This is a genomic window from Vibrio iocasae (genome assembly GCF_042245395.1).
Taxonomy (GTDB): Bacteria; Pseudomonadota; Gammaproteobacteria; order Enterobacterales; family Vibrionaceae; genus Vibrio; species Vibrio iocasae.
This window is the reverse complement of record NZ_CP145311.1, coordinates 2,219,374-2,242,186: the sequence shown is the minus strand read 5'-3', so window position 1 is coordinate 2,242,186 and position 22,813 is coordinate 2,219,374. Positions and strand designations below refer to the sequence as shown.

The following is a 22,813-nucleotide window of genomic DNA, read 5'->3' as shown; positions in this document are numbered from 1 at the left end:
CATAGTTTATCATTCTATGCTGGTGTCGCTATTCTATTTTTCGCGAATTGTTCAAGCAAATCAGAGATAAAGCGTGTCCTTTCTCTTCGGTCGGTCAAAGACACCATAAATTTCAGCTTCGTCGGGCCATCCATACCATACTTTTTAGGTGCAGATTGCAGTAGTTTAACCAAGTAAGCTGGGTTGATGTCAGCGTTCGGATAAAACTCGATGTATCCACCTTTATCATGAGCTTCAATCTTCTTCACTTTGATTTGTGCCGCTGCGAGTTTTATCTCACCGATAGAAATTAAGTTCTTTGTTGCATCTGGAAGCGGACCGAATCGGTCTATGAGCTCAACCTTCATCTCAGCCAACTCATTTTCGTTTTTCACACTTGCGATACGCTTGTATGTCGAGAGACGAGTGTTGATATCAGGGATATAGTCGTCTGGAAGAAGAGCCGGTATTCTCATTTCGACTTCGGTCTGCTCTTTCAGTAGCTCATCCAAGGATGGCTCCTTGCCATCCTTCAAAGCCTGAACGGCTTGTTCCAGCATTTCCATGTAGAGAGTAAAGCCAACGGATTGAATCTGACCACTCTGTTCATCACCTAATAGTTCACCTGCGCCACGAATTTCTAAGTCGTGTGTCGCGAGAGTGAAGCCGGCTCCAAGATCTTCGAGGGACGCAATGGCATCCAATCGCTTGATAGCGTCTTTTGTCAAAGCTTTAGGGTGCGGTGTGAGCAAGTAAGCATATGCCTGATGATGAGAACGACCAACACGTCCTCTTAGCTGATGCAATTGCGCCAGGCCAAGGTTATCAGCTCTGTCCATGATGATGGTGTTGGCTGTCGGTACATCAATACCCGTTTCGATGATGGTCGTACACACTAGTAGATTAAAACGCTGGTGGTAAAAATCATTCATGATTTTCTCCAGTTCACGTTCTCTCATTTGACCGTGTGCCGTCGTAACACGGGCTTCCGGAATGAGTTTCGCTAGATCTTCCGCGACTTTATCTATCGTTTCGACTTTGTTGTGCAGGAAGTAAACCTGACCACCACGCATGATTTCACGCAATATCGCTTCACGTATTACGCTGTCTTCCCGCTGTCGAACAAAGGTCTTGATTGCCAGACGTCGAGCTGGTGGTGTTGCGATAATAGAAAGATCACGCATGCCACTCATCGCCATGTTGAGTGTTCGCGGGATAGGCGTCGCAGTCAATGTCAGGATATCGACATCAGCACGCATTGCCTTCACTTTTTCTTTTTGACGAACACCAAAGCGGTGTTCTTCATCCACGATAAGAAGACCAAGATCTTTGAACTTAATATCACTCTGCAGAAGCTTGTGTGTGCCGATAATGATATCAACTTTGCCGTCTGCTACATCGGTTAGAATTTGCTTTTGTTCTTTAGCCGTCTTGAAGCGCGAAAGTACTTCGACTCTGATAGGTTGATTGGCAAACCGATCACGGAAGTTTTCGAAATGCTGCTGTGCTAAGAGTGTTGTTGGCACCAACACGGCTACTTGCTTTCCGTTATCGGTCGATACAAAGGACGCGCGCATGGCCACTTCGGTTTTACCGAAACCAACATCACCACAAACCAAGCGGTCCATCGCTTTTGGCTGACACATGTCAGAAAGCACGGCATTGATTGCCATCGCCTGATCGTCAGTTTCTTCAAATGGGAAGCTGGACTTGAACGTGGCGTACTGCCCTCTGTCCAACTCAAATTTATAGCCAGGTTTGAGCTCTCGCTTGGCGTAGACATCCAAAAGTTCTGCAGCAACATCGCGAACTTTCTCTGCCGCACGTCGACGAGCTTTAGCCCACGCTTCACCACCTAACTTATGAACCGGAGCGGACTCATCTGCACCACCAGAATATCGACTGATGAGGTTTAATGAAGAAACTGGCACATAGAGTTTTGCTTCATCCTGATATTCCAGAGTCACATATTCGGTTGTTAAGCCACCAGCTTCCAGGGTTTGCAGGCCTATATAGCGTCCGATACCATGATCAAGGTGTACAACGGGTTGCCCGGGTTTCAGTTCCGCGAGGTGGCGGATAACCGTGTCACTGTTTACTGCACGTTTGTCTTTTTTACGTCGCTGAATTACACGATCGCCTAACAGGTCGCTTTCACATATCAGAGCGAAATCTGGTTGGCTGTGTATAAAACCGTGCTCAGCAGCTCCCAGCACAAGCGAGTGTTTAACATCGCTTTGTATCGCTTCACTCAAAGAGCCCAATGCCGTTGGTTTTAATTTGATGCCCTGTAGCAGTTCTAACAAAGCTTCGCGTCGGCCTTCTGACTCTACCGAGAAGACAACTTTACCCTGATAGCTTTCAGTGAAGCGTCGAAGCTCTGCCAAAGGTTCTTTGGTTTGCTGTTTTGCATGCAGGTCGGGTAGTGTTTCAACGGATGGATTGCTACGTCCGGCTTTCTCCTTAACAGGCTCAACAGTCAGGCAAGCACGAGGGTATTGCTGGAACCCGGCAAATAGCTCGTCTTTTTTCTGCCACAACAACTCGGGAGCGAGTAAAGGTCGCAGAGGGTCGATTTTTCTCTGGTCATATCGGTAGTCAACATCTTTGAGAAAAGCATCAATAGCGCCTTCAATGTCGCCTACAGTGATAATCAGCGAGTTGTCAGAAATATAATCTAATAGGGTTTCAGTCTTTTCAAAGAAAAGTGGTTGCCAGTATTCGATACCAGCAGGCCAGGTGCCTTTGGTTACCTGCATATAAACCGATTCGGGCTCTCTTCGCGCTTCGAACTGTTGTCTCCAACGAGAACGGAACTCTTCGATTGCCTCTTCGCTGGTTGGAAACTCATGGGCAGGAAGAAGGCGAATTTCATTTATCTCTTCTACGGTACGTTGGCTTTCTGGATCGAAAGTTCTAATGGTGTCGATTTCGTCATCAAAAAAGTCGATACGAAATGGCGCATTGCTACCCATAGGGTAGAGATCGATTATCGAACCTCTGCTTGCGTATTCACCAGGACCAAAAACCTGGTCAACATGACGATATCCGGATTTCTCTAACTGCAGGCGCAAGTTTTCTAATGAAAAGAGATCGCCCGCTTTTACCATTAGGGTGTGCTGCATCAAGTAGTCTCGCGGAGACTGTCTTTGCAACAATGTACCAACAGGAATGATGGTTATCCCGCTGTTCTGAGTCGGTAGCTGATAGAGTTTAGCGATTCTGTCGGAAATGATGTCCTGATGAGGAGAGAAATTGTCGTAGGGCAGGGTTTCCCAGTCAGGAAACAGACTTACTTCTGTATTGGTGAACTGTTCCAGTTCCCCCTGAAGCTTAAGTGCAAGTTGAGGATCCGGCACAACAAGCAATGTATGACCGTTATGTTGCTCGGAAAGCTCTGCAACTGCTATTGGCAATGCAGCACCAGGAAGGTTACCAACGAACTTTTTGTCTCCCGCTTCAGAAGGGGAGACAAGGGATAAAATAGATGAGATTTTGGACATGACTCTTATTTTAATTCACGTTCCATTGAACGCTGACGTAATAATTTCTGTTGCTGATACAGGGCGGCTTTAATTAGGAGGTCCTGATCAACTTCTCTTAGCTTCTCATAAACCATGGTGACCTCATAACCCGCTTCGGCTTCTTTGCATCCGGCAACTTTTGCGTAGCAGTATATCGCAGCAGCGGGGTGATCAAGAAATAGTTTTACTCGTGCCTTTTTACCTGAGGCAATCTCATCTTTGTTAATGAATGAGAACTGGCTAGCACCGAAACTTATCGTGTATCTTCGTAAGCGTTCGTCATCTTGTTGGGCCAGCATAAACGTCAGGAGAAGGTTTAATTTACTGTTCTGATGATCGATCAAATGCATCAGGTTTTTAAAGTCGCTGTTCTTGAGCTCTGCCATCGCGCTGTCAGTTAGCGTGTCTAGTTGGCTGAACTCACTGGCAACAATAAAAGGCGCTGGTATTTCAGATACGAATACCGCTTCTTGTGGCAGGACGTAACCTTCTTCGAGAAGTTCAACATTAACAGTGAGTTTGTGGTGTACCGTAAAAAATTCTTGCTGGTCCATACCTTTGGCCTTTTTCTATTACCTTAACCTTTTGATTATCGTTAACTTAGCTCAGTAATCAAGCAAGATATACGGTATTGAGGTCTTTACCTTGTTTGTTGAGTCAGGTTTTAGAGAAATCTGTTAAATAAGCCTGTAAACCATCGCCATTAATCGCTACATTACCCCTAGTCATTCATTCCCAGGTTTTCTTGTTATGTTTCACCCTGTTTCTGCGTTTATTGGACTTCGTTACCTGAGAGGACGTTCGGGGGACAGATTTAGTCGATTTGTTTCTTATATGTCTACAGCGGGCATCACCATTGGTGTGCTGTCTCTTGTGACGGTTTTGTCTGTAATGAATGGTCTCGAAGCGCAGCTTAAGGGAAGAATTCTGGGCGTTTTACCTCAGGTGGTTGTTCATCAGGATAATGAAAAAACAGAAGTTTCTGAAAAGCCTCCTGCTTTTTTGTCTCAAATTAGTCACGTTCAGTCGGTTGCTCCGTTGGTTCGCAGTGAAGCGGTTATACAAAGTTCTGGGCAGCTTACAGCGGGTATGTTGATCGGCGTTGAACCGACTGTCGAAGAACCTATTTCGCGTTACCTGATGTCTGGACGTCTATCTGATATGGAAGCCGGAGAATACAATGTCTTTCTTGGCCACACTCTCGCACGGAGCCTTAAGGTCGCTCCGGGAGACAAAGTCCGTCTTATGGTAACAAGTGCTAGTCAGTTCACACCTCTTGGACGCATTCCAAGTCAGAGAATTTTTATGGTTGCCGGGATCTTTAATACAGGCTCTGATATCGACGCGCAACTGATGGTCACTCATATGAAAGATGCGGGTAAATTGTTGAAGCTGAAGTCTGATCAGATTTCAGGTTGGCGACTCTTTTTCGATGATCCGTTTGTCGTTTCGGAACTCGCGAACTCCAAGCTGCCAGAGGGCTGGCATTGGAGCGACTGGAGAGAACAGCGCGGTGAGTTGTTTCAGGCTGTTCGTATGGAAAGAAATATGATGGGGTTGATGCTCAGTTTGATTGTCGGAATTGCGGCTTTCAATATTATTTCTGCGTTGATTATGGTTGTTATGGAGAAACAATCAGAGGTCGCAATTCTGAAAACACAAGGAATGACCAGCAATCAAATTCTCACCATTTTTATGGTGCAAGGCGCCAGTAGCGGAATTATTGGCTCTATAGTGGGTGGTTGTATCGGTGTGCTGATTGCCAGCAATCTAAATTCAATTCTTGAGGCTATGGGTGTTGCTCTGTTTGGTTCAGGAGGAAGTTTGCCCGTTCTTATTGAACCTGTTCAAATAGTTACCGTTATTCTTCTGGCTATATTGCTAAGTTTGTTGGCGACACTCTTTCCGTCATATCGCGCATCTTCAGTGAGTCCTGCTGAGGCATTACGTTACGAATAACAATTGCTCATTAATACGTACATTCCACTCAGTTTGAATCACTGAATAGATAACTGGCGGCTCTAACCGACTCATTTAGAGTAGAAAATTGGTAGCCGTCTTATTTTCTACTATATTTTGAATAAGATTAATAAAAATAACTGATTTTAAAGCTCAGTGGTTTACAAGGCTTTTAACCGATTATCTCAATAACAATAAATTCAGTTTCCATTGTTTTCGACCAGTAGTAGCAATGATAGTTGGCTGGCGCGAAAAATAGGATTGCTCCACAGAGTTATGAGAGGTTTCAATGAGTAGGTTTCTACCTTGGAATGTTAGACAAAAAGAAACGGTTGGTCTGCACTATAGTAAGGCTAAAAAAGTACTAGTTATGAACCAGAAAGGTGGCGTCGGAAAGTCGACACTGGTTGCTGGAACCGTGAGTCATCTGATGCAGCTTGGTTATAGGGTCGAGTTAGTTGATTTTGATAAACAGAAATCAAGTTATGACTGGGCTCATGTGGTCAACCCCGACCGTTCACAAGCGTACAATCCTTCCTTAAGAAACCTTTCAGACATGGCATCGACCCTTCGTGTACACAGAGACACGGACTTTGTGATTCTTGATTCACCGTCAAACTTTACTACAGAAGATATGATGCGCTACACCTACTTTGTTAATGGTATCGTACTTCCTATGTCACCATCGCCTGTTGACCTTCATGCCAGTTTGCCATTTATTAAATGCATTATGGATTCGGGTATCCTGAGTAAGCGTAAGATTGCACTCTCTTTTGTTATTAATCGTTATTACCGGGATGATAATCGTGGAGAGCGGGTAAGGCAGTTACTAAAGTACTTTCGGCATTTTCCTACACTAGGCCGATTGTCTGAAGATTTGGCTTATCAGGAAGCCTTTTTTAACAAGGTACATATTGATACCAGTATCGATAAAAAACTGTGGGACGATCTTGTTACCTGGTTACAGCGTATCTGAGAGCATTAAGTTGTGCCCATGTCTGATAATTTAAAGGTATGACCTTGATGTAATGCATTGAGTGTTATAATAATAGTTAGTTCTTGAAGTTCAGAGTGGTACCGAAAATTTGAAGATACTTAAATACATCATCGTTGCATTAACGCTATTGATTCTTACCCTGATTGCTATCTTCGGTATAGATATTGATGTGGAGCCACAAAAGGCGACAACATCGGTACCTGTGTTAACTGAGCAAGAGGTTGAGACGGATGTAGTTGAGGAGCTTCCTGAACTGGAAGAGATTAAACTCGAACTAACGGAAGAGCTTGTACAGACCTATCCATTCCTTGGATTATTGCCCGCCAAACCTGTGCCTTTCGATGTGAATCAGAATGGTATAAGAGACGACATCGAAATATACGCGGCACAAAAGTTTCCACACTCTCCTAAAATGCGTGCTGTCTACATACAGGTATCAAAAGCGGTTGTACGGTCCTATCTTGATGAAGGCAGAACTAAGACTGCCAGACAGGTAACATTACTTAGGAACGAAGAACTTGCGCACAAATGTTTCCTTGATTCGGGCTTTACTGAAGAAGAGTTTGAAACATTAATGCGATTATTGCTTATCGATAAGAAGAAGGTTCAGGGTTACCAGAATACTCTAAATGCAAGAAAAGACATTCCAGAGGATCTTCTGGCGAGTATTGAGTTACCAGAGGATAGCTGTGATCCCATTCTTATGGAAAATGAGCGAATGCTTCAAAGCTGGACTCCAGACAAACAATAGTTTTCCGCTGCATCTGTCGCCTAAAACTGCAATCTGACTTGCTACTGACAAGTATGTTTTGAATCACCAGAACATAACGTCTAATATAGCCAGAACAATATTTAACTCCTTCTTTGTGGTACAGAAAATTACATCTAAAGACCACAAAGAAAACTTAGGTGTCAGTTTTATCTATGAGTAACCTCTTAAAATGCTGTTCTGTCCGTAAAACCTATCGTGAAGGCTCAATGGAGACCGAGGTCCTTAAGGGGGTCAGCTTCGATCTGAAAAAGGGCGAGCTCGTCTCCATTATTGGCAGCTCTGGTTCAGGAAAAAGCACACTGTTACATATCCTGGGTGCACTGGACGACGCCTCTGAGGGGGAAGTAGAGTTTCTGGAACAGAACTTAACGAACCTCTCATCGAACAAACAAGCCAAGATTCGAAACAGACATATTGGGTTTGTATATCAGTTCCATCACCTGCTCGCTGATTTCTCTGCAGTTGAAAATGTCGCAATGCCGCTACTCATAGGTGGTGAAAATATTTCTAGTGCTAAAAAGAAAGCCTCTGCTCTACTTGAGAAAGTAGGCTTGACGCATCGCATGGAACATCGTCCCTCAGAACTTTCTGGAGGAGAGAGGCAACGTGTCGCAATAGCACGAGCACTGGTAAATAAACCAGCATTAGTTCTGGCTGATGAGCCTACAGGTAACCTTGACCACAACACAGCACTGGCGATTTACGACCTTATGCGGGAGTTGAATCAGCAATATGGTACTGCCTTCCTTGTTGTGACACACGATGGCGAGTTGGCAGATAAGATGGACAGGCAACTGCATATGAAAGATGGCTTGTTAGTGAACTCAACGCAGTCTCAGGGAGAGTAGTTGTGCTTTCGTCACTTTCCTTTTTTATCGGTGGACGATTTAGTCGAGCGAAGCAGAGAAACAAAATGGTTTCTTTTATCTCTGTGTCGTCCACGATAGGTATCGCTGTGGGTGTTGCTGTCATCATTATTGGCTTGTCAGCTATGAATGGGTTCGAAAAGGAACTGAGAAACCGAGTCTTATCTGTTGTTGCTCATGGTGAATTCGAGGCCGTAGATGGCAAAATGAAAGATTGGCATCAGGTTCTTGACGCTGTTAGTCAGGATGACAGGGTCGTTGCAACTGCGCCATATGCTCGTTTTACGGCCTTGGCAGAAAGAGGGCAAAAGCTGAAAGCATTAGAGGTTCGTGGTATCGATCCTGACTATGAGTTGAAGATTTCTTCCTTACCTAATTTCGTTACAGGCATCGAGTGGAAAGATTTTGTACATGGGAAACAGCAGGTTATTTTAGGTAAGGGCATTGCTGATAACCTGGGTGTAGATCTAGGTGATAGCCTGACATTGATGATCCCGGTTTCTACAGGTTCGGTGAATAAAGTACAGGCTCCCAAGCGTGTACGGGTTAAAGTAAGTGGCTTGCTTGAGCTTGGTGGGCAACTTGATCATAGCCTTGCACTGATTCCGTTGAAGGATGCGCAGAGCTACGCTCGCTTGGGTGATGCGATTTCTGGGGTGTCGATCAAGACCAATGATGTCATGAATGCGCCATCGATTGTCAGAAGCTTGGGTAGCAAGATTCCAGTTTACGTTTATCTTAAGAGCTGGAAGCAGAAATATGGTTTTCTATACCGAGATATTCAGATGGTAAGAACCATTATGTACCTTGTTATGGTTCTCGTAATTGGTGTTGCTTGCTTCAATATAGTTTCTACATTGATGATGGCCGTTAAGGACAGAGCGCCTGAAATTGCAATTCTCAGAACAATGGGGGCGACAGACGGATTGATTCGGAGAATCTTCATATGGCTTGGCGTATTGTCTGGCGTTCTGGGAAGCATCGTTGGAAGTATTTTGGGAGTGCTAGTGGCGTTCAACCTGACCTCTATTATTAAAGGTATTGAGGTGTTGATAGGTCATCAGTTCTTGTCTGGTGACATCTATTTTGTGGACTTTCTGCCTTCACAGGTAAACGGCCTTGATGTTTTGATGGTTTCCGGGACAGCGATTACCCTTAGCCTTTTAGCAACATGGTATCCCGCTCGGAAAGCGAGCATGATGAATCCTGCCGCTGTGTTGAGCTCAAAGTAGATCTCATGCAAAATGCCTCATAGAAAAATGGAGACGCGAGCGTCTCCATTTTTGTAAGTCTGACATTTCTGCTTAAATTGCCCGGATACGGTCTCATTAGCTTTATCTGAAGAGAGCAACGAGTGGTAGCTTCCTCTATCTTACCTGACGTTTTTGCCAGCTACGGACGACAGAGTAACGCCACAAACCACGAATGCCAAAATATCCGATAAGGGCACAAATCGTTCCACAAATCAGGCAACCAAGTAAAAACGGAGGGCCAATCGTACTCATTTGCTCTGCAAGAAACTGCCAGGACAGTTCGAAATTAAATTGATGCGTTGGAGTATGCATGATCCATGTGCCGACTTTGTAGCAAAAGTAGAACATGATTGGCATCGTGATTGGGTTGCTTATCCATACCAGTGCAACCGCGAGAGGGAGGTTGACGCTAAATACAATCGCAAGTCCGGCTGACATGATCATCTGACTAGGAAGCGGGACGAAAGCCATAAACAGCCCCAAGGCAAATGCGCCAGAAGCTGAGCGTCTGTTAAGGCACCATAGGTTGGGGTTGTAAAGCACGTTACCAAAAATTTTTAATGCTTTCTGACGCTTTATCAGCTCATGGTCAGGCATAAAACGCTGGATAAGTTTTTTTGGCATAGATGAATATGACTCTCTTAAATTACTGCTGGAATCTGATCTGTTTTTCGCTGATTAGCGTTTCCGGACAGTTCTGGTCTGCTATTCCCTGCTACCATTTTGTCTTAATACTTGTGCTTGCTCAGGCGATTATATCTCGAACTTTTGTCTCAAAATGGACTGTTGGTATCGTGCTCGCAATCCTATCCCTTACGATACACGGTAAACATTACAACTCAAAAGTCAGTGCTATGTTTCAAGCCGGTGAGAATATTACCATAAAAGGCCGGATTGACAGCTTTTTTAAGCAAAATAGTCACGGTAGCGAGTACACTTTCACGGTTCTCAGTGTAAACGATATACATACGGGTATCTTTCTACGCCCAAAAGTCCGTCTGCTTGTACCTGCAGGAGAGCCGTTAAACTACGGGGAACTTTGGTCCTTTAACGTTAAGATGAAGCCAGTATATGGTCGTCTCAACGAAGCTGGATTTGATCAGGAGCGTTATTTCGCGAGTCAGGGTTTAACAGGAAAGGCGATTGCTTTAGATGGCGTTTTGATCGCGGGTGCTCGTTCTTACAGGAATTATTTGCATAACTACCTTTCTGGGCTCAACGAGAGCCTTAACAATATTGCTTTATTAAAAGCTCTAAGTTTTGGTGATCGAAACGATATTCAACCAGAGTTGTGGAGGCAGCTAAAAAGCAGTGGGCTCACACATCTCATTGCGATATCTGGGTTACATGTCGGTATCGCCTATTTCATTGGCTGGAATTTAGGAAGAGTTGGTTCGGTTGCTCTTGGCCTCATAAGAGTTAACGCGCTTTATCTTCCTCTTTTGTGTGGGCTTGGGCTCGCGTTGTGTTACTCATGGCTGGCGGGTTTTAGCATTACGACGCAAAGGGCATTTATAATGTGTCTGGTGTTATCTGTTCTCTATATTTTGAGGCTTAAATATGGGCATTGGGTAAAGCTACTGGTTACGTTATCAATAATTCTGCTTTATGACCCATTTGCCAGTATGTCTTCTGGATTTTGGTTGTCGTTCTCCGCTGTCGCTATTTTGTTTGCTCTAGCAAGTCATCCTTCCACTACAAATCTAACTCAGCTCAAGAAACTCATTGTGATTCAGCTCGCGCTGATCATCATAATGATACCTGTATCCGCACTCTCTTTTGGCGGGTTTAGCATCTATTCTCCCCTCTACAATTTATGGGCAGTTCCTTATTTCAGTTTCGTCATTGTACCCGGTATATTTTTGTCTCTGATAGCAACCGCATTGTATCCAGCATTAGCAGAGTTAGCGTGGGTAGTCGTAGATAAGTTACTGGAACCCGTGATGTGGAGCTTAGATTTCTCTGGCTCAGGCTGGGTAGTGGTACCTGAGTATTATATATGGCCTGTATTTATCTTGGTTTTCATGTGGTTCTTTTCTGCTTTTCTGAACCTAAGGCATGGTTTGATTCTTATTACGGCCACAGCATTTGGACTGATACCGTTCAGAGATTCAGAAAGTTGGCGAGTAGATGTGTTAGATGTGGGGCAGGGATTGGCGGTGCTAATCGAAAAAAAAGGGCAGCATATGCTTTATGACACTGGAAACCGATGGGAGAGTGGGAGTGTTGCAGAGTCGATTATTGCACCGATTTTATACAACAGAGGCGTGCGCCAACTCGATACCCTAATTCTTAGTCATATGGACTCTGATCATGCTGGAGGAAAAAGCTTTATTGAGAGAGCATTCAATCCAATGTCGATGAGATCCAGCCAAGAGCTTAGTGGGTATCAACGATGTGTGAAGGGAGAAGGGTGGCAGTGGCAGGGTATTAATTTTGAGGTTTTGTGGCCACCAAAGTTAGTGAAGCGTGCCTATAACCCTCATTCCTGTGTGATAAAAGTGTCGGACTTAACCAGTTCCCTGTTGCTGACCGGAGATATAGAAAAAATAAGCGAGTATTTACTGATAAAAGAAGGAAGTCTTGAATCTGATATCATGTTGGTTCCTCATCATGGTAGTAACACCTCTTCTTCATCGTTTTTTCTGGAATCAGCGTCAGCAAAGATTGCTATTGCTTCATTAGCAAAAGGGAATCGGTGGGGAATGCCTCATCAAAAAGTCTATGAGAGATATCAGGACGCTGGCATTCATTGGATGGATACTGGTGAATCTGGTCAGATTTCCATCTATTTCGATTCTAATGGCTGGAACATAGAAAAAATGAGGGAAAACCAATCTGTTACTTGGTATAGGCAGATGCTACGGAACGGAGTAGAATAGGAAGATTAATGTCATCAATAAAACTATTCTATGTCTACAATCCAAGAAGATGCCTCTACCTGGCAAACATTCAAACGACTTTGGGAAATTATCCGACTCTATAAAAGTGGCTTGTCGGTTGCTGTTGTCGCGCTAATCATCAACGCGATATCTGACACATATATGATTTCTTTGCTAAAGCCGCTTTTGGATGAAGGTTTTGGTGATGTCGAATCTGATTTTCTGAAGACTCTGCCTTTAATTATCGTTGCGATGATGTTTATTCGTGGTGTGAGTGGCTTTGTCTCTACCTATTGCCTGAGCTGGGTTTCTGGTCACGTCGTTATGGTGATGAGGCGACGTATTTTTGGTCACTTCATGCATATGCCGGTCTCGTTCTTCGATCGTGAATCCACAGGTGCTTTGCTTTCCAGGATTACCTACGATTCGGAACAGGTTGCAGCTGCGACTAGCCAGGCACTTGTCAGCATCGTGCGTGAAGGCGCAAGTATTCTTGGTCTGATTGTCCTCATGTTCTGGAACAGTTGGCAACTCTCTTTAGTTCTTTTCGCGGTCGCACCTTTAGTTGCATTTGGTATTAGCATCGTATCCAAACGATTCAGAAAAATTTCTAAAAACATGCAGACAGCAATGGGAAATGTCTCGTCTTCATCTGAACAGATGCTTAAAGGACACAAGGTTGTTTTGAGTTATGGTGGTCAGGCTGTAGAAAATGAGCGTTTTGATAACGTAAGTAACCAAATGCGCCAACAGACAATGAAGCTGATCTCTGCTCAGGCGGCTGCAAACCCGATTATTCAGATGATCGCATCTATGGCGATCGTCGTGGTTCTGTATCTGGCAAGCATCGACTCAATTAGGGCTGAACTGACTCCAGGTACTTTTACCGTTGTATTCTCTGCGATGTTTGGTTTGATGCGTCCACTAAAAGCACTGACTAACGTTACGTCTCAGTTCCAGCGAGGTATGGCAGCAAGTCAGACATTATTTGCGTTGATGGATCTGGAAACAGAAAAAGATAACGGTACCTTTAAGCTAGAAAAAGCGAAAGGGGATATCAAAGTTGAAGATGTAACCTTTACCTATCAGGGTAACGAAAAGCCAGCACTCAGAAATGTGAGTTTTGATATACCTATCGGTAAAACTGTTGCTTTAGTCGGACGCTCGGGTTCAGGTAAAAGTACCATCGCAAATCTGTTTACTCGATTCTACGAAGTGGATAGCGGAACGATCAAACTGGATGACCACGATATCCGCGACTACAAATTGGATAACCTGCGCCAGCAGTTTGCGCTTGTTTCGCAGAATGTTCATCTATTCAACGATACTATCGCCAATAATATTGCGTATGCTGCGACAGAAAAATATTCCCGCGCTCAGATAGAAGAAGCTGCGCGTTTGGCTTACGCCATGGACTTCATCGAAAAGATGGACGATGGGCTGGATACCGTAATCGGAGAGAATGGTGCCAACTTGTCAGGAGGTCAACGTCAGCGTATTGCTATTGCGAGAGCACTGTTACGTGAAGCACCAGTACTGATACTCGATGAAGCAACGTCTGCTCTGGATACTGAATCAGAAAGAGCGATTCAGGCTGCTTTGGATGAACTGCAAAAGGATAAGACCGTTCTGGTTATTGCTCACCGACTATCGACTATCGAAAATGCTGATGAGATTTTAGTGGTAGACGAAGGTGAAGTGATAGAGAGAGGTTCGCACAGCGAATTGATTCAAAAAGAGGGCGCTTATGCCCAGCTTGCGAAAGTGCAGTTTGGTGAATAAGTACCATGATTGAAAAGATCTGGTTTGAGAAACACTTCTTAGGAATCATCCTTTTGCCACTTTTGTGGCCACTCAGCATGATTTTTAAAATGATCAGTCGATCCAGAAAGCAAAGCTACCAGTCTGGAAAGAAAGAGAGCTTTCGTGCGCCTGTGCCGGTTGTCGTTGTAGGCAATATAACTGCTGGTGGTAATGGTAAAACACCTGTGGTTATCTGGTTGGTTGAGCAGTTGCAAAGGGCGGGCTATAAACCGGGCGTCGTCTCCCGTGGTTATGGTGGTAAGGCGAAACACTATCCATTGGAAGTTCACCCAAATATATCGGTGAGTGAGAGTGGAGACGAGCCGATGCTTATCGCTAAGCGAACCGGGGCTCCTGTTGTGGTTGACCCTGTGAGAGCAAATGCGGTGAAAGAGCTACTTACTCATGATGTAGACATCGTTATCACAGATGACGGGATGCAACACTACGCTTTGCAACGTGATATCGAGTTTGTCGTTGTCGATGGACAGCGCCGATTTGGGAACCAACAATATATCCCGCTAGGCCCCTTACGCGAAGGGCTGGAAAGACTTTCAGAGGTTGATTTCATCGTCACAAATGGCGGGGTGGCTCACGAAGGTGAGATGCCAATGAGACTGGCACCGGATATGGCGGTGAACTTGATTACAGGTGAGAAGCGACTCGTTACTGAACTCGACAGACTGGTGGCATTTGCTGGAATTGGTCATCCACCACGCTTCTTCAAAACTCTTCAGGAACTTGGTGCTGATTTGGTGAAGACTCAAGGTTTTGCTGATCATCAGGATTTTGAACAATCTGAGCTTGAAGCTTTGCAAAAGCTTGGAGATAACGTCATTATGACGGAAAAAGACGCAGTGAAATGTGGTCGATTTGCAAATGAAAACTGGTGGTATTTGCCAGTGACTGCTTGCTTCAGCCAAGAAGCTGAGCAGAAGATAATAAATAAAATAGAACAAGTTAGGAAAGAGTATGGATCATCGTCTGCTTGAAATCGTTGCGTGTCCGGTGTGTAAGGGCAAGCTAATTTTTGATCGTGAAAAACAGGAACTTATCTGTAAGCTGGATAGACTGGCATTTCCAATAAAAGAAGGTATTCCGGTACTGCTTGAGCCAGAAGCCAGAGTGATGGAAATGGATGAGGGCCGATAGAACTACCGCCGTCATTCCGTAAAGCGAGGAACGAGCGTAGTACGGAATCTAACTTCAAAACATTGCTTAGTTTAAGTGACCACACTTTTTGATTTTGCATACAAGAAATAGATCCCGGACTTCGCTTCGGCTCATCCGGGATGACGTGTTTAAATAATACTCCCTCTAGCTACTCTCAGGTTTCCGGTGTTGTTACTCCTCGTTTAGGACAGGTAGCGAGGATATTTCTTCTCCCCGTGTCTGTGATCTCTTCTAAGACGACTTCAAACCCCCATAACCGGTACAAGTGTTTAAGTACTTCGTCGTAACTGTCGGCCAGTGGAATTCTGTCGTGTGGGACATACTGCAATATCATTGAGCGGTCGCCACGCACATCAACATTCCATACCTGTATATTTGGTTCAAGGTTACTCAAGTTGTATTGAGATGCTAACGTTTCTCTTATCTGGCGATAACCGGGATCATCATGTATTGCACTCACTTCAATAAAGTTTTTACGATCATCGTCCAATACTGAAAACAGTTTGAAATCCCGCATTAATTTAGGTGACAGGTATTGAGCAATAAAGCTCTCATCCTTGAAGTTTTCCATCGCAAAGTGAACGGCATCAAGCCAGTCACTACCGGCTAGTCCCGGGAACCATTCCTTATCTTCGTCTGTTGGTTCTTCACAGATTCGACGTATATCCTGAAACATAGCAAAACCAAGCGCGTATGGGTTTATACCACTATAGTACGGGCTGTTATACGCAGGTTGCGCTACGACGTTAGTGTGGCTGTGTAAAAATTCCAGAATGAATTTGTCCGTTACGACGCCCTCATCGTACATATGATTCAGGATGGTGTAGTGCCAGAACGTAGCCCAACCTTCATTCATCACCTGGGTTTGTTTCTGAGGGTAGAAATATTGGCTGACCTTACGAACGATACGGACAATTTCACGCTGCCACGGCTCAAGCAAAGGTGCATGTTTTTCAATGAAGTAGAGCAGGTTTTCCTGCGGCTCCTGCGGAAAGCGCATCTTCTCTTCTTCAGCTTTTTCTTGCGATCTAGGCACGGTACGCCATAGGTCGTTTACTTGTGACTGCAGATAGGCCTCCCGCTCTTCCTGGCGGACTTTCTCTTCTGCAATTGATATTTTTTCGGGTCTTTTATATCTGTCCACACCAAAGTTCATTAATGCATGACAGGAGTCGAGTATCTTTTCTACTTCTTCAATGCCATGTTTCTCTTCACAATCGGAAATATAGTTTCTGGCGAAGAGCAGGTAATCAATAATCGAACTGGCATCTGTCCATGTCTGGAATAGATAATTTCCTTTAAAAAATGAGTTGTGGCCGTAAGAAGCATGCGCGACCACCAAAGCTTGCATGGTGACGCTGTTCTCTTCCATCAAGTAGGCGATACAAGGGTCTGAGTTGATGACTATTTCATAGGCCAGCCCCATTTGCCCATGCTTGTAGTTCTGTTCTGTTTGAATGAATTTTTTACCAAATGACCAGTGATGGTAATTAATCGGCATACCAATACTAGAGTATGCATCCATCATCTGCTCTGAAGTGATCACCTCAATCTGGTTAGGATAAGTATCCAGACGATAGTGTTCTGCAACTCGCTTGATTTCCTCGTGGTATTGCTCCAGCAGGCTGAAGGTCCAGTCAGGACCATCAGGTAAGGCGTTATCTAGCTTTTTTTGTTTTTTCGCCATCTTCCCCTCCAAGTAAATGCTATCCCCTAAAATATCCTTTACGCCGTTTCTTTCTGGAACAACTCCCTGAATACAGGGAAAATGTCATCCACACTACGGATATTCTTCATTGCAAAGTTGCCGAACACCTCCTGCACTTTTTCATACTCATGCCAAAGGGTTTGATGTGTTCTTCTGGTAATCTCGATGTACGAGTAGTACTGACAGCTTGGAAGCAGGTTCTCTTCCAGAAGTTCCCGGCATTTCGGTGAGTCGTCCGCCCAGTTATCACCATCTGAAGCCTGAGCAGCATAGATGTTCCACTGACCTAACGGATAACGATCTTCCACTATTTTTTTCATCAGTTTCAAGGCACTGGAAACAATGGTTCCGCCCGTTTCCTGCGAGTAGAAAAACTCATGCTCGTCGACTTCTTTTGCTTGCGTGTGGTGGCGTATAAACACCACTTCGACGTTTTCATAGGTTCGGGTGAGGAACATATACAGCAACACATAGAAGCGTTTTGCTATGTCTTTTGTTGCCTGATCCATAGAGCCTGATACATCCATGAGACAGAACATCACCGCCTGGCTTGAAGGGACAGGGCGCTTTTCATAGTTCTTGAATCGAAGATCGAAGCTATCCAAAAATGGTACTTTCGAAATCTTGTCTCTTAACGCCTGTATTTCCTCCTTAATCTTCTTCTCTTCAAGAGGTTGGGCTGGCTCATTGTTCTTTATGCGTTCGAGCTCGTCTTCTAACTCGTTCAACGCACGACGTTTACCTGCTGTCATCGCTGTACGACGAGCCAAAGACTGTTGAAGCGAACGTACAATTGCTATGTTTGAAGGGTTACCGGCAGTTTGATAACCGGCACGTGTGGTTTTCCATTCCGTAATCTTGTTGATTTGGTTTTTTTCGAGGTTTGGCAGCTCAAGGTCCTCGAATAAGATATCCAGATATTCATCTTTAGATATCTGAAATACGAATTCGTCCTGGCCTTCACCGTCTGGGCTGGCTTCACCTTCTCCGGCTCCACCACCACCTCCGCCACCTTTCGGACGTTCCATTTTATCGCCAGTGATAAACTGGTCATTCCCTGGGTGTACTCGCTCTCTTCTTCCGCCCTGGCCTTGATGAAACGTTGGCTCTTTAATATCTTTGTGCGGAATAGCAATATCTTCACCGGTTTCGGTATCTGTAATGGAGCGTCGGTTGACTGCGTCCGCAACAGATTCCTTTATCGCTTCTTTATGGCGTCTTAAAAAGCGCTGCCTGTTTACAGTGCTTTTGTTTTTGCCATTGAGCCTGCGGTCAATAAATTGTGTCATGAGTTACTCCTTGTAAACGCCTCAGCGTTAGCACCTACTGTCACTAGCGACAGCAAGTGCTTTTCGCTCACACAATAAGTGTCATGTGTTAAGAGGATTTACGTACTCGTAAATACCACTCAGACAGCAATCTGACTTGCTTCTTGGTGTAGCCTTTTTCCATCATACGGGCAACGAAATCATCGTGTTTCTTCTGATCGTCTGTCGAGGTTTTCGCATTAAATGAGATAACAGGAAGAAGCTCTTCAGTATTCGAGAACATCTTCTTCTCGATCACGGTACGAAGTTTTTCGTAGCTGGTCCAAACAGGGTTAGTACCATTGTTACTGGCTTTAGCACGAAGGACGAAATTAACGATTTCGTTTCGGAAATCTTTAGGATTACTGATACCCGCAGGTTTTTCGATTTTTTCCAGTTCGCCATTCAGGGCCGCTCGGTCAAACAGCTGTCCGGTTTCAGGGTCGCGATACTCCTGATCCTGAATCCAGAAGTCAGCATAGGTGACATAGCGGTCGAAAATGTTCTGGCCGTATTCCGAGTAAGATTCGAGGTAGGCGGTTTGAATTTCTTTACCGATAAACTCGATATACTTAGGAACCAGATAACCCTTCAGGAATTCCAGATAACGTTCAGCGGTTTCAGCTGGGAACTGCTCTCTTTCTACCTGTTGTTCGATGACGTAGAACAGATGAACAGGGTTAGCCGCGACTTCGGTCTGATCGAAGTTAAACACGCGGGAAAGAATCTTGAAGGCAAAACGAGTTGAAAGCCCAGACATACCTTCGTCGACACCTGCAAAATCACGATATTCCTGATAGCTCTTCGCTTTAGGGTCAGTATCTTTCAGTGTTTCGCCATCGTATACACGCATCTTTGAGAATACGGATGAGTTTTCAGGGTCTTTAATACGGGACAGAATGCTAAACTGTGCCAGCATATCCAGTGTGCTTGGTGAGCACGGTGCTTTCGACAGCTCACTGTGTTCAAGAAGTTTCTTATAAATCTTCACTTCTTCTGACACACGTAAGCAATAAGGCACTTTCACTATGTACACACGGTCAAGGAACGCTTCGTTGTTTTTGTTGTTACGGAAGGTCTGCCACTCGGACTCGTTTGAGTGCGCCAGAATCATGCCATCAAATGGCAGTGCTGAAAGTCCTTCAGTACCGTTGTAGTTCCCTTCCTGTGTAGCCGTCAACAATGGGTGAAGTACTTTTATTGGCGCTTTAAACATCTCAACAAATTCCATCAGACCCTGGTTTGCCTTACAAAGTGCACCAGAGTAACTGTAGGCATCGGGATCGTCCTGAGAGAAGTGTTCAAGCTGGCGAATATCCACTTTACCAACCAGAGAAGAGATGTCCTGGTTGTTTTCGTCACCTGGTTCAGTTTTCGCTACAGCGACCTGATCCAAGATCGACGGACGAACCTTAACGACTTTAAACTTGGTAATGTCACCACCAAACTCATGCAGACGTTTAGCAGCCCATGGAGACATAATTGAGCGTAGGTAACGTTTTTCAATGCCATATTCTTTTTTTAGTACGCTGGCATCTTCACCGATATCAAACAGGCAGAATGGGTGATCATTTACCGGGCTGCGCTCACCATTAGCAGAAAGCACGTAGATGGGCATTTTCTCCATCAGAGCTTTGAGCTTTTCAGCGAGTGATGATTTACCACCACCTACAGGACCAAGCAGGTAGAGAATCTGTTTACGTTCTTCTAACCCTTGTGCTGCGTGCTTCAGATAAGAAACTATTTGTTCAATTGAATCTTCCATTCCATAGAAGTCTTCAAACGTCTTATATCTGGAAATAACACGGTTGGAGAAAATACGGCTCAATCGAGGGTCCTGAGCAGTATCAATCGTTTCAGGTTCTCCAATTGCGAGCAGTAGCCTTTCTGCTGCATTTGCATAGGCGCTTTTATCTTCCTGACACAGAGTCAGAAATTCTTGTATTGTAAGTTCTTCGTCTTTGGCTGCCTCGTAGCGCGCCTGATAGTGGTCAAAAATACTCATCGCAAAACCCCTTTAAATCCTTCAAACCGACCGCAACTAAAAATGCCTGTCCTTCACTTAATAAGCCTAGTCTCAATTTTGGATATTTGCTTAAAAAATAATTATTTATTTCATGAATTCTTTCAGAGAGTTATTAATAGAATAGTTTTTAAAACCACATAAAAAGTGAAATTATTCGGTTAGCTATGTTTTTTGGGAGCAAAAAAAAGAGCCGACAATCGGCTCTTTTTTACGTGCATCTGAATGGAGATTTAAGCATTAAAAATCTGAGAAAACTCGGTTGCCGATAAGTGATATTGTCTTGGGCAGTTTCTCCAGGTTGTTAGCATACGACGGTACTTCTCAAGCATTGGCATTTGTGCGTTGAAGTGGTGATCTGCTTTATCAAACTGCGGGTAAAGTCCTTCTGAATCGACCAGGAAGCGAACGTAATGTACAAGTTGAGACTCGCTAGCAATATCAAACCCCAGGAACTGAAGACGACGCTGGTCAACCTTGCTACGCTCTTCTTCCGATAGCATGCGGCTTGACTCCTGCATAGCATGGTACATTTCCATAATGTTGATGATTTCACGACACTCTTCTTCGGTGAGTTCGCCAAATTGTTTGTCTAGCTCGCGCATTTGAAGTCCATAGCCTCGCTCAACGATAGTTTGCAAGCGACAGTATTTCGCTGCGTTATCCGGATTAAGCTGAGACATCAGGTAGTACTGGTTCGAAAGAATCAGTCGTTGAGCGTTTGTCATTTCCATTCTTGGACCTCAAAAATATTGTGTAGTAATAGTTATCCCTAGATTACCAGCATTTAGCTGAGCAGCAACATGATATCAACAGTTTTAATAACAAATGGCGATACTTTAAGCAGTGTTAAGCGCTACTTTCTGTAATGGCTGTAAATGTAGTCTTTGTCTGAGAAAGTTCGAAGCCATTCTGGTTTAAAAACCGCCATAATTGCCGCAGCCATTCCATTTAATAAGCCTTCCGGGAAAGCAAGTAACGGTAAGAAAATGAAGTAATTATCGCTAATTGTTTGCCAGTCGTAATTCCCTTGCCAAAGTTGATATCCTGTATTCGCCATCAAGTGCACACTTCCCGTGATAGCACCGTTAAAGAAGCCGGCAACAAATATAAAGATGAAGATATTTCTGGGGAGATAGCTGAAGCTCAGCTTATAAATGGAATAGCTTGTCAGTACGGGTATCAGACTGGAAAGGAACAGGTATTCAGCAACTGAATCAAATGAAATTTGATTAGTTAAGCCAAGTGCCAACGTGACTGGAATAGTTAATAGAAATGCAGTACGCATTCCAAATATTAAGGTAAAGGTGGTTAGACCAAGGAAGTGGATCTGAAGCCCTTCTTTAATTCCAGCTTGCGCGCTCCATAAGAAAAACAGGCCGATAGTGATTAGGAAACAAAAATTTTGGAACGGCTTATCCTGAAGCAGTTTTGGCCAGAAGGCCATCTTAAAATCAGACACGCTATACACAATCGCAATCAATACAATGATATACGGTAATAAGTAAGGTAGAAGTTCCATTGAGAGTTCCTTTCTCAACAAATGAAAAAAATGCCGGACAAACCGGCATCTTTAATGTTAATAGAATCGAATAACTGAGTACAAATTTAGTATTTCACGTTGTCGTTATACTGGCTGAGTATGCTAACTACTTTTTCCATTGTCTCTTTACTTGGAGGTTCAACGCCTTCTAGAGGGTAGTCGTGACCTAGTGCTTCCCACTTGTGAGCACCAAGTTTGTGATATGGTAGAAGCTCTACTTTTTCTATGTTGTCCATATCCTTAATAAACTCACCAAGCATATGAGCTGACTCTTCATCGTCAGTATAGCCCGGAACGACAACGTAACGAATCCACGTTGTTTGACCAATCTTGTGTAGGTAACGAGCGAAATCCAACGTTCTTTTGTTAGAAACACCGATAAAGTCCTGGTGGATTTCATCTTTCATATGCTTGAGATCCAGCATGACCAGATCCGATGCCTCCAGGACTTCGTCTATAACATCTGTGTGTTTACGGATATGTCCGTTCGTATCCAGGCAAGTATGCATGCCCTCTGCTTTTGCTGCGCGGAAGAAATCACGCACAAACTCTGGCTGGAGCATGGCTTCGCCACCTGAACAGGTTACACCGCCACCGGAAGCGTTCATGAAGTGTTTATAAGATTTAGCTTCGTTGATGATCTCTTCTACCGTTACTTCTTTACCGCCATGGGTATCCCATGTATCTCGGTTATGGCAGTACATGCAGCGCATCAGGCAGCCTTGGAGAAAGACAATAAATCGGATTCCCGGACCATCAACGGTTCCGCAGGACTCAAAAGAGTGAATTCGACCAGTTGCAGACATATGCTCATCTCATAAGAATTATTTATCCGTTATTTTATTACAAATAATGGCTTAGAAATAGTGTCTCAGCAGGCTATGTACAAATTTTTGAATATTTATTTCTGAATTTGATGCTATGAACTGATTGTATCTTTTTATTCAATAGGAACTGTGATAGATATTTATATCAATAGGCACTAAGTTTAGAGAGGGAGTTCTCAAAACTGTGCTTATTTTGT

At 44.1% G+C, this 22,813-nt stretch carries 18 protein-coding genes; 9 read left to right on the top strand and 9 right to left on the bottom strand.

Features of this window, described 5'->3' with window-relative positions:
• Positions 1 to 14 precede the first annotated feature (14 nt).
• Entirely contained in the window at positions 15 to 3,482 is a 3,468-nt protein-coding gene (mfd, locus tag SNR28_RS19870; protein WP_375750354.1) for a transcription-repair coupling factor, read from the bottom strand.
• Positions 3,483 to 3,487: 5 nt separating this feature from the next.
• Positions 3,488 to 4,057 carry a PilZ domain-containing protein gene (locus SNR28_RS19865; protein WP_375750353.1) on the bottom strand — a complete coding sequence of 190 codons (570 nt, stop codon included), beginning with the start codon at positions 4,055 to 4,057 and terminating at the stop codon, positions 3,488 to 3,490.
• A gap of 196 nt (positions 4,058 to 4,253) precedes the next feature.
• Between SNR28_RS19865 and lolC the strand changes: the two genes are divergently transcribed.
• From lolC to lolE, 5 genes are all read left to right on the top strand, one after another.
• A complete protein-coding gene (lolC, locus tag SNR28_RS19860; RefSeq protein ID WP_375750351.1) occupies positions 4,254 to 5,462 on the top strand; it encodes a lipoprotein-releasing ABC transporter permease subunit LolC in 1,209 nt (402 codons plus the stop codon).
• 289 nt (positions 5,463 to 5,751) lie between these two features.
• Positions 5,752 to 6,438: a ParA family protein gene (locus SNR28_RS19855; protein ID WP_375750350.1), complete on the top strand. Its 687-nt coding sequence runs from the start codon at positions 5,752 to 5,754 to the stop codon at positions 6,436 to 6,438.
• Between the two features lie 109 nt (positions 6,439 to 6,547).
• Positions 6,548 to 7,210 carry a hypothetical protein gene (locus SNR28_RS19850; protein WP_375750348.1) on the top strand — a complete coding sequence of 221 codons (663 nt, stop codon included), beginning with the start codon at positions 6,548 to 6,550 and terminating at the stop codon, positions 7,208 to 7,210.
• Between the two features lie 173 nt (positions 7,211 to 7,383).
• Positions 7,384 to 8,079: a lipoprotein-releasing ABC transporter ATP-binding protein LolD gene (gene lolD, locus SNR28_RS19845; RefSeq protein WP_375750347.1), complete on the top strand. Its 696-nt coding sequence runs from the start codon at positions 7,384 to 7,386 to the stop codon at positions 8,077 to 8,079.
• 2 nt (positions 8,080 to 8,081) lie between these two features.
• A complete protein-coding gene (gene lolE / locus SNR28_RS19840) occupies positions 8,082 to 9,329 on the top strand; it encodes a lipoprotein-releasing ABC transporter permease subunit LolE (RefSeq protein ID WP_375750345.1) in 1,248 nt (415 codons plus the stop codon).
• A 135-nt stretch (positions 9,330 to 9,464) separates the two neighbouring features.
• Here lolE and SNR28_RS19835 read toward each other — a convergent pair whose 3' ends face one another.
• Positions 9,465 to 9,974, bottom strand: coding sequence for a DUF2062 domain-containing protein (locus tag SNR28_RS19835; RefSeq protein WP_375750343.1), 510 nt, complete (start codon positions 9,972 to 9,974; stop codon positions 9,465 to 9,467).
• A gap of 2 nt (positions 9,975 to 9,976) precedes the next feature.
• Here SNR28_RS19835 and SNR28_RS19830 point away from each other — a divergent pair, with 2 nt between their 5' ends.
• From SNR28_RS19830 to SNR28_RS19815, 4 genes are read left to right on the top strand one after another with little or no spacing between them, the layout of a single operon-like run.
• The gene (locus tag SNR28_RS19830) at positions 9,977 to 12,232 is read left to right on the top strand and encodes a DNA internalization-related competence protein ComEC/Rec2 (RefSeq protein WP_375750342.1); all 2,256 of its coding nucleotides are present in this window, start codon (positions 9,977 to 9,979) and stop codon (positions 12,230 to 12,232) included.
• 30 nt (positions 12,233 to 12,262) lie between these two features.
• A complete protein-coding gene (gene msbA / locus SNR28_RS19825; protein WP_375750341.1) occupies positions 12,263 to 14,014 on the top strand; it encodes a lipid A ABC transporter ATP-binding protein/permease MsbA in 1,752 nt (583 codons plus the stop codon).
• A 5-nt stretch (positions 14,015 to 14,019) separates the two neighbouring features.
• Positions 14,020 to 15,027, top strand: coding sequence for a tetraacyldisaccharide 4'-kinase (lpxK, locus tag SNR28_RS19820; RefSeq protein WP_375750340.1), 1,008 nt, complete (start codon positions 14,020 to 14,022; stop codon positions 15,025 to 15,027).
• On the top strand, positions 15,008 to 15,187 hold the full coding sequence (locus tag SNR28_RS19815; RefSeq protein WP_375750338.1) for a Trm112 family protein: 180 nt from the start codon (positions 15,008 to 15,010) through the stop codon (positions 15,185 to 15,187). The genes lpxK and SNR28_RS19815 overlap by 20 nt, the downstream gene beginning before the upstream one ends.
• A 175-nt stretch (positions 15,188 to 15,362) precedes the next feature.
• On the opposite strand, the gene SNR28_RS19810 is transcribed toward SNR28_RS19815, so the two are convergent.
• The 6 genes from SNR28_RS19810 to pflA form a co-directional block, all read right to left on the bottom strand.
• Positions 15,363 to 16,895, bottom strand: a complete 1,533-nt coding sequence (locus SNR28_RS19810) for a SpoVR family protein (RefSeq protein WP_375750337.1) — start codon at positions 16,893 to 16,895, stop codon at positions 15,363 to 15,365.
• Positions 16,896 to 16,933: 38 nt separating this feature from the next.
• Positions 16,934 to 18,205 carry a YeaH/YhbH family protein gene (locus SNR28_RS19805; protein ID WP_375750336.1) on the bottom strand — a complete coding sequence of 424 codons (1,272 nt, stop codon included), beginning with the start codon at positions 18,203 to 18,205 and terminating at the stop codon, positions 16,934 to 16,936.
• A gap of 88 nt (positions 18,206 to 18,293) precedes the next feature.
• Entirely contained in the window at positions 18,294 to 20,228 is a 1,935-nt protein-coding gene (locus SNR28_RS19800; protein WP_375750334.1) for a PrkA family serine protein kinase, read from the bottom strand.
• Positions 20,229 to 20,479: 251 nt separating this feature from the next.
• Positions 20,480 to 20,980 carry a YfbU family protein gene (locus SNR28_RS19795; RefSeq protein WP_375750332.1) on the bottom strand — a complete coding sequence of 167 codons (501 nt, stop codon included), beginning with the start codon at positions 20,978 to 20,980 and terminating at the stop codon, positions 20,480 to 20,482.
• Positions 20,981 to 21,102: 122 nt separating this feature from the next.
• Positions 21,103 to 21,768, bottom strand: coding sequence for an energy-coupling factor ABC transporter permease (locus SNR28_RS19790; protein WP_375750331.1), 666 nt, complete (start codon positions 21,766 to 21,768; stop codon positions 21,103 to 21,105).
• An 86-nt stretch (positions 21,769 to 21,854) separates the two neighbouring features.
• Positions 21,855 to 22,595, bottom strand: a complete 741-nt coding sequence (gene pflA, locus SNR28_RS19785) for a pyruvate formate lyase 1-activating protein (RefSeq protein ID WP_375750329.1) — start codon at positions 22,593 to 22,595, stop codon at positions 21,855 to 21,857.
• Positions 22,596 to 22,813: the final 218 nt, after the last annotated feature.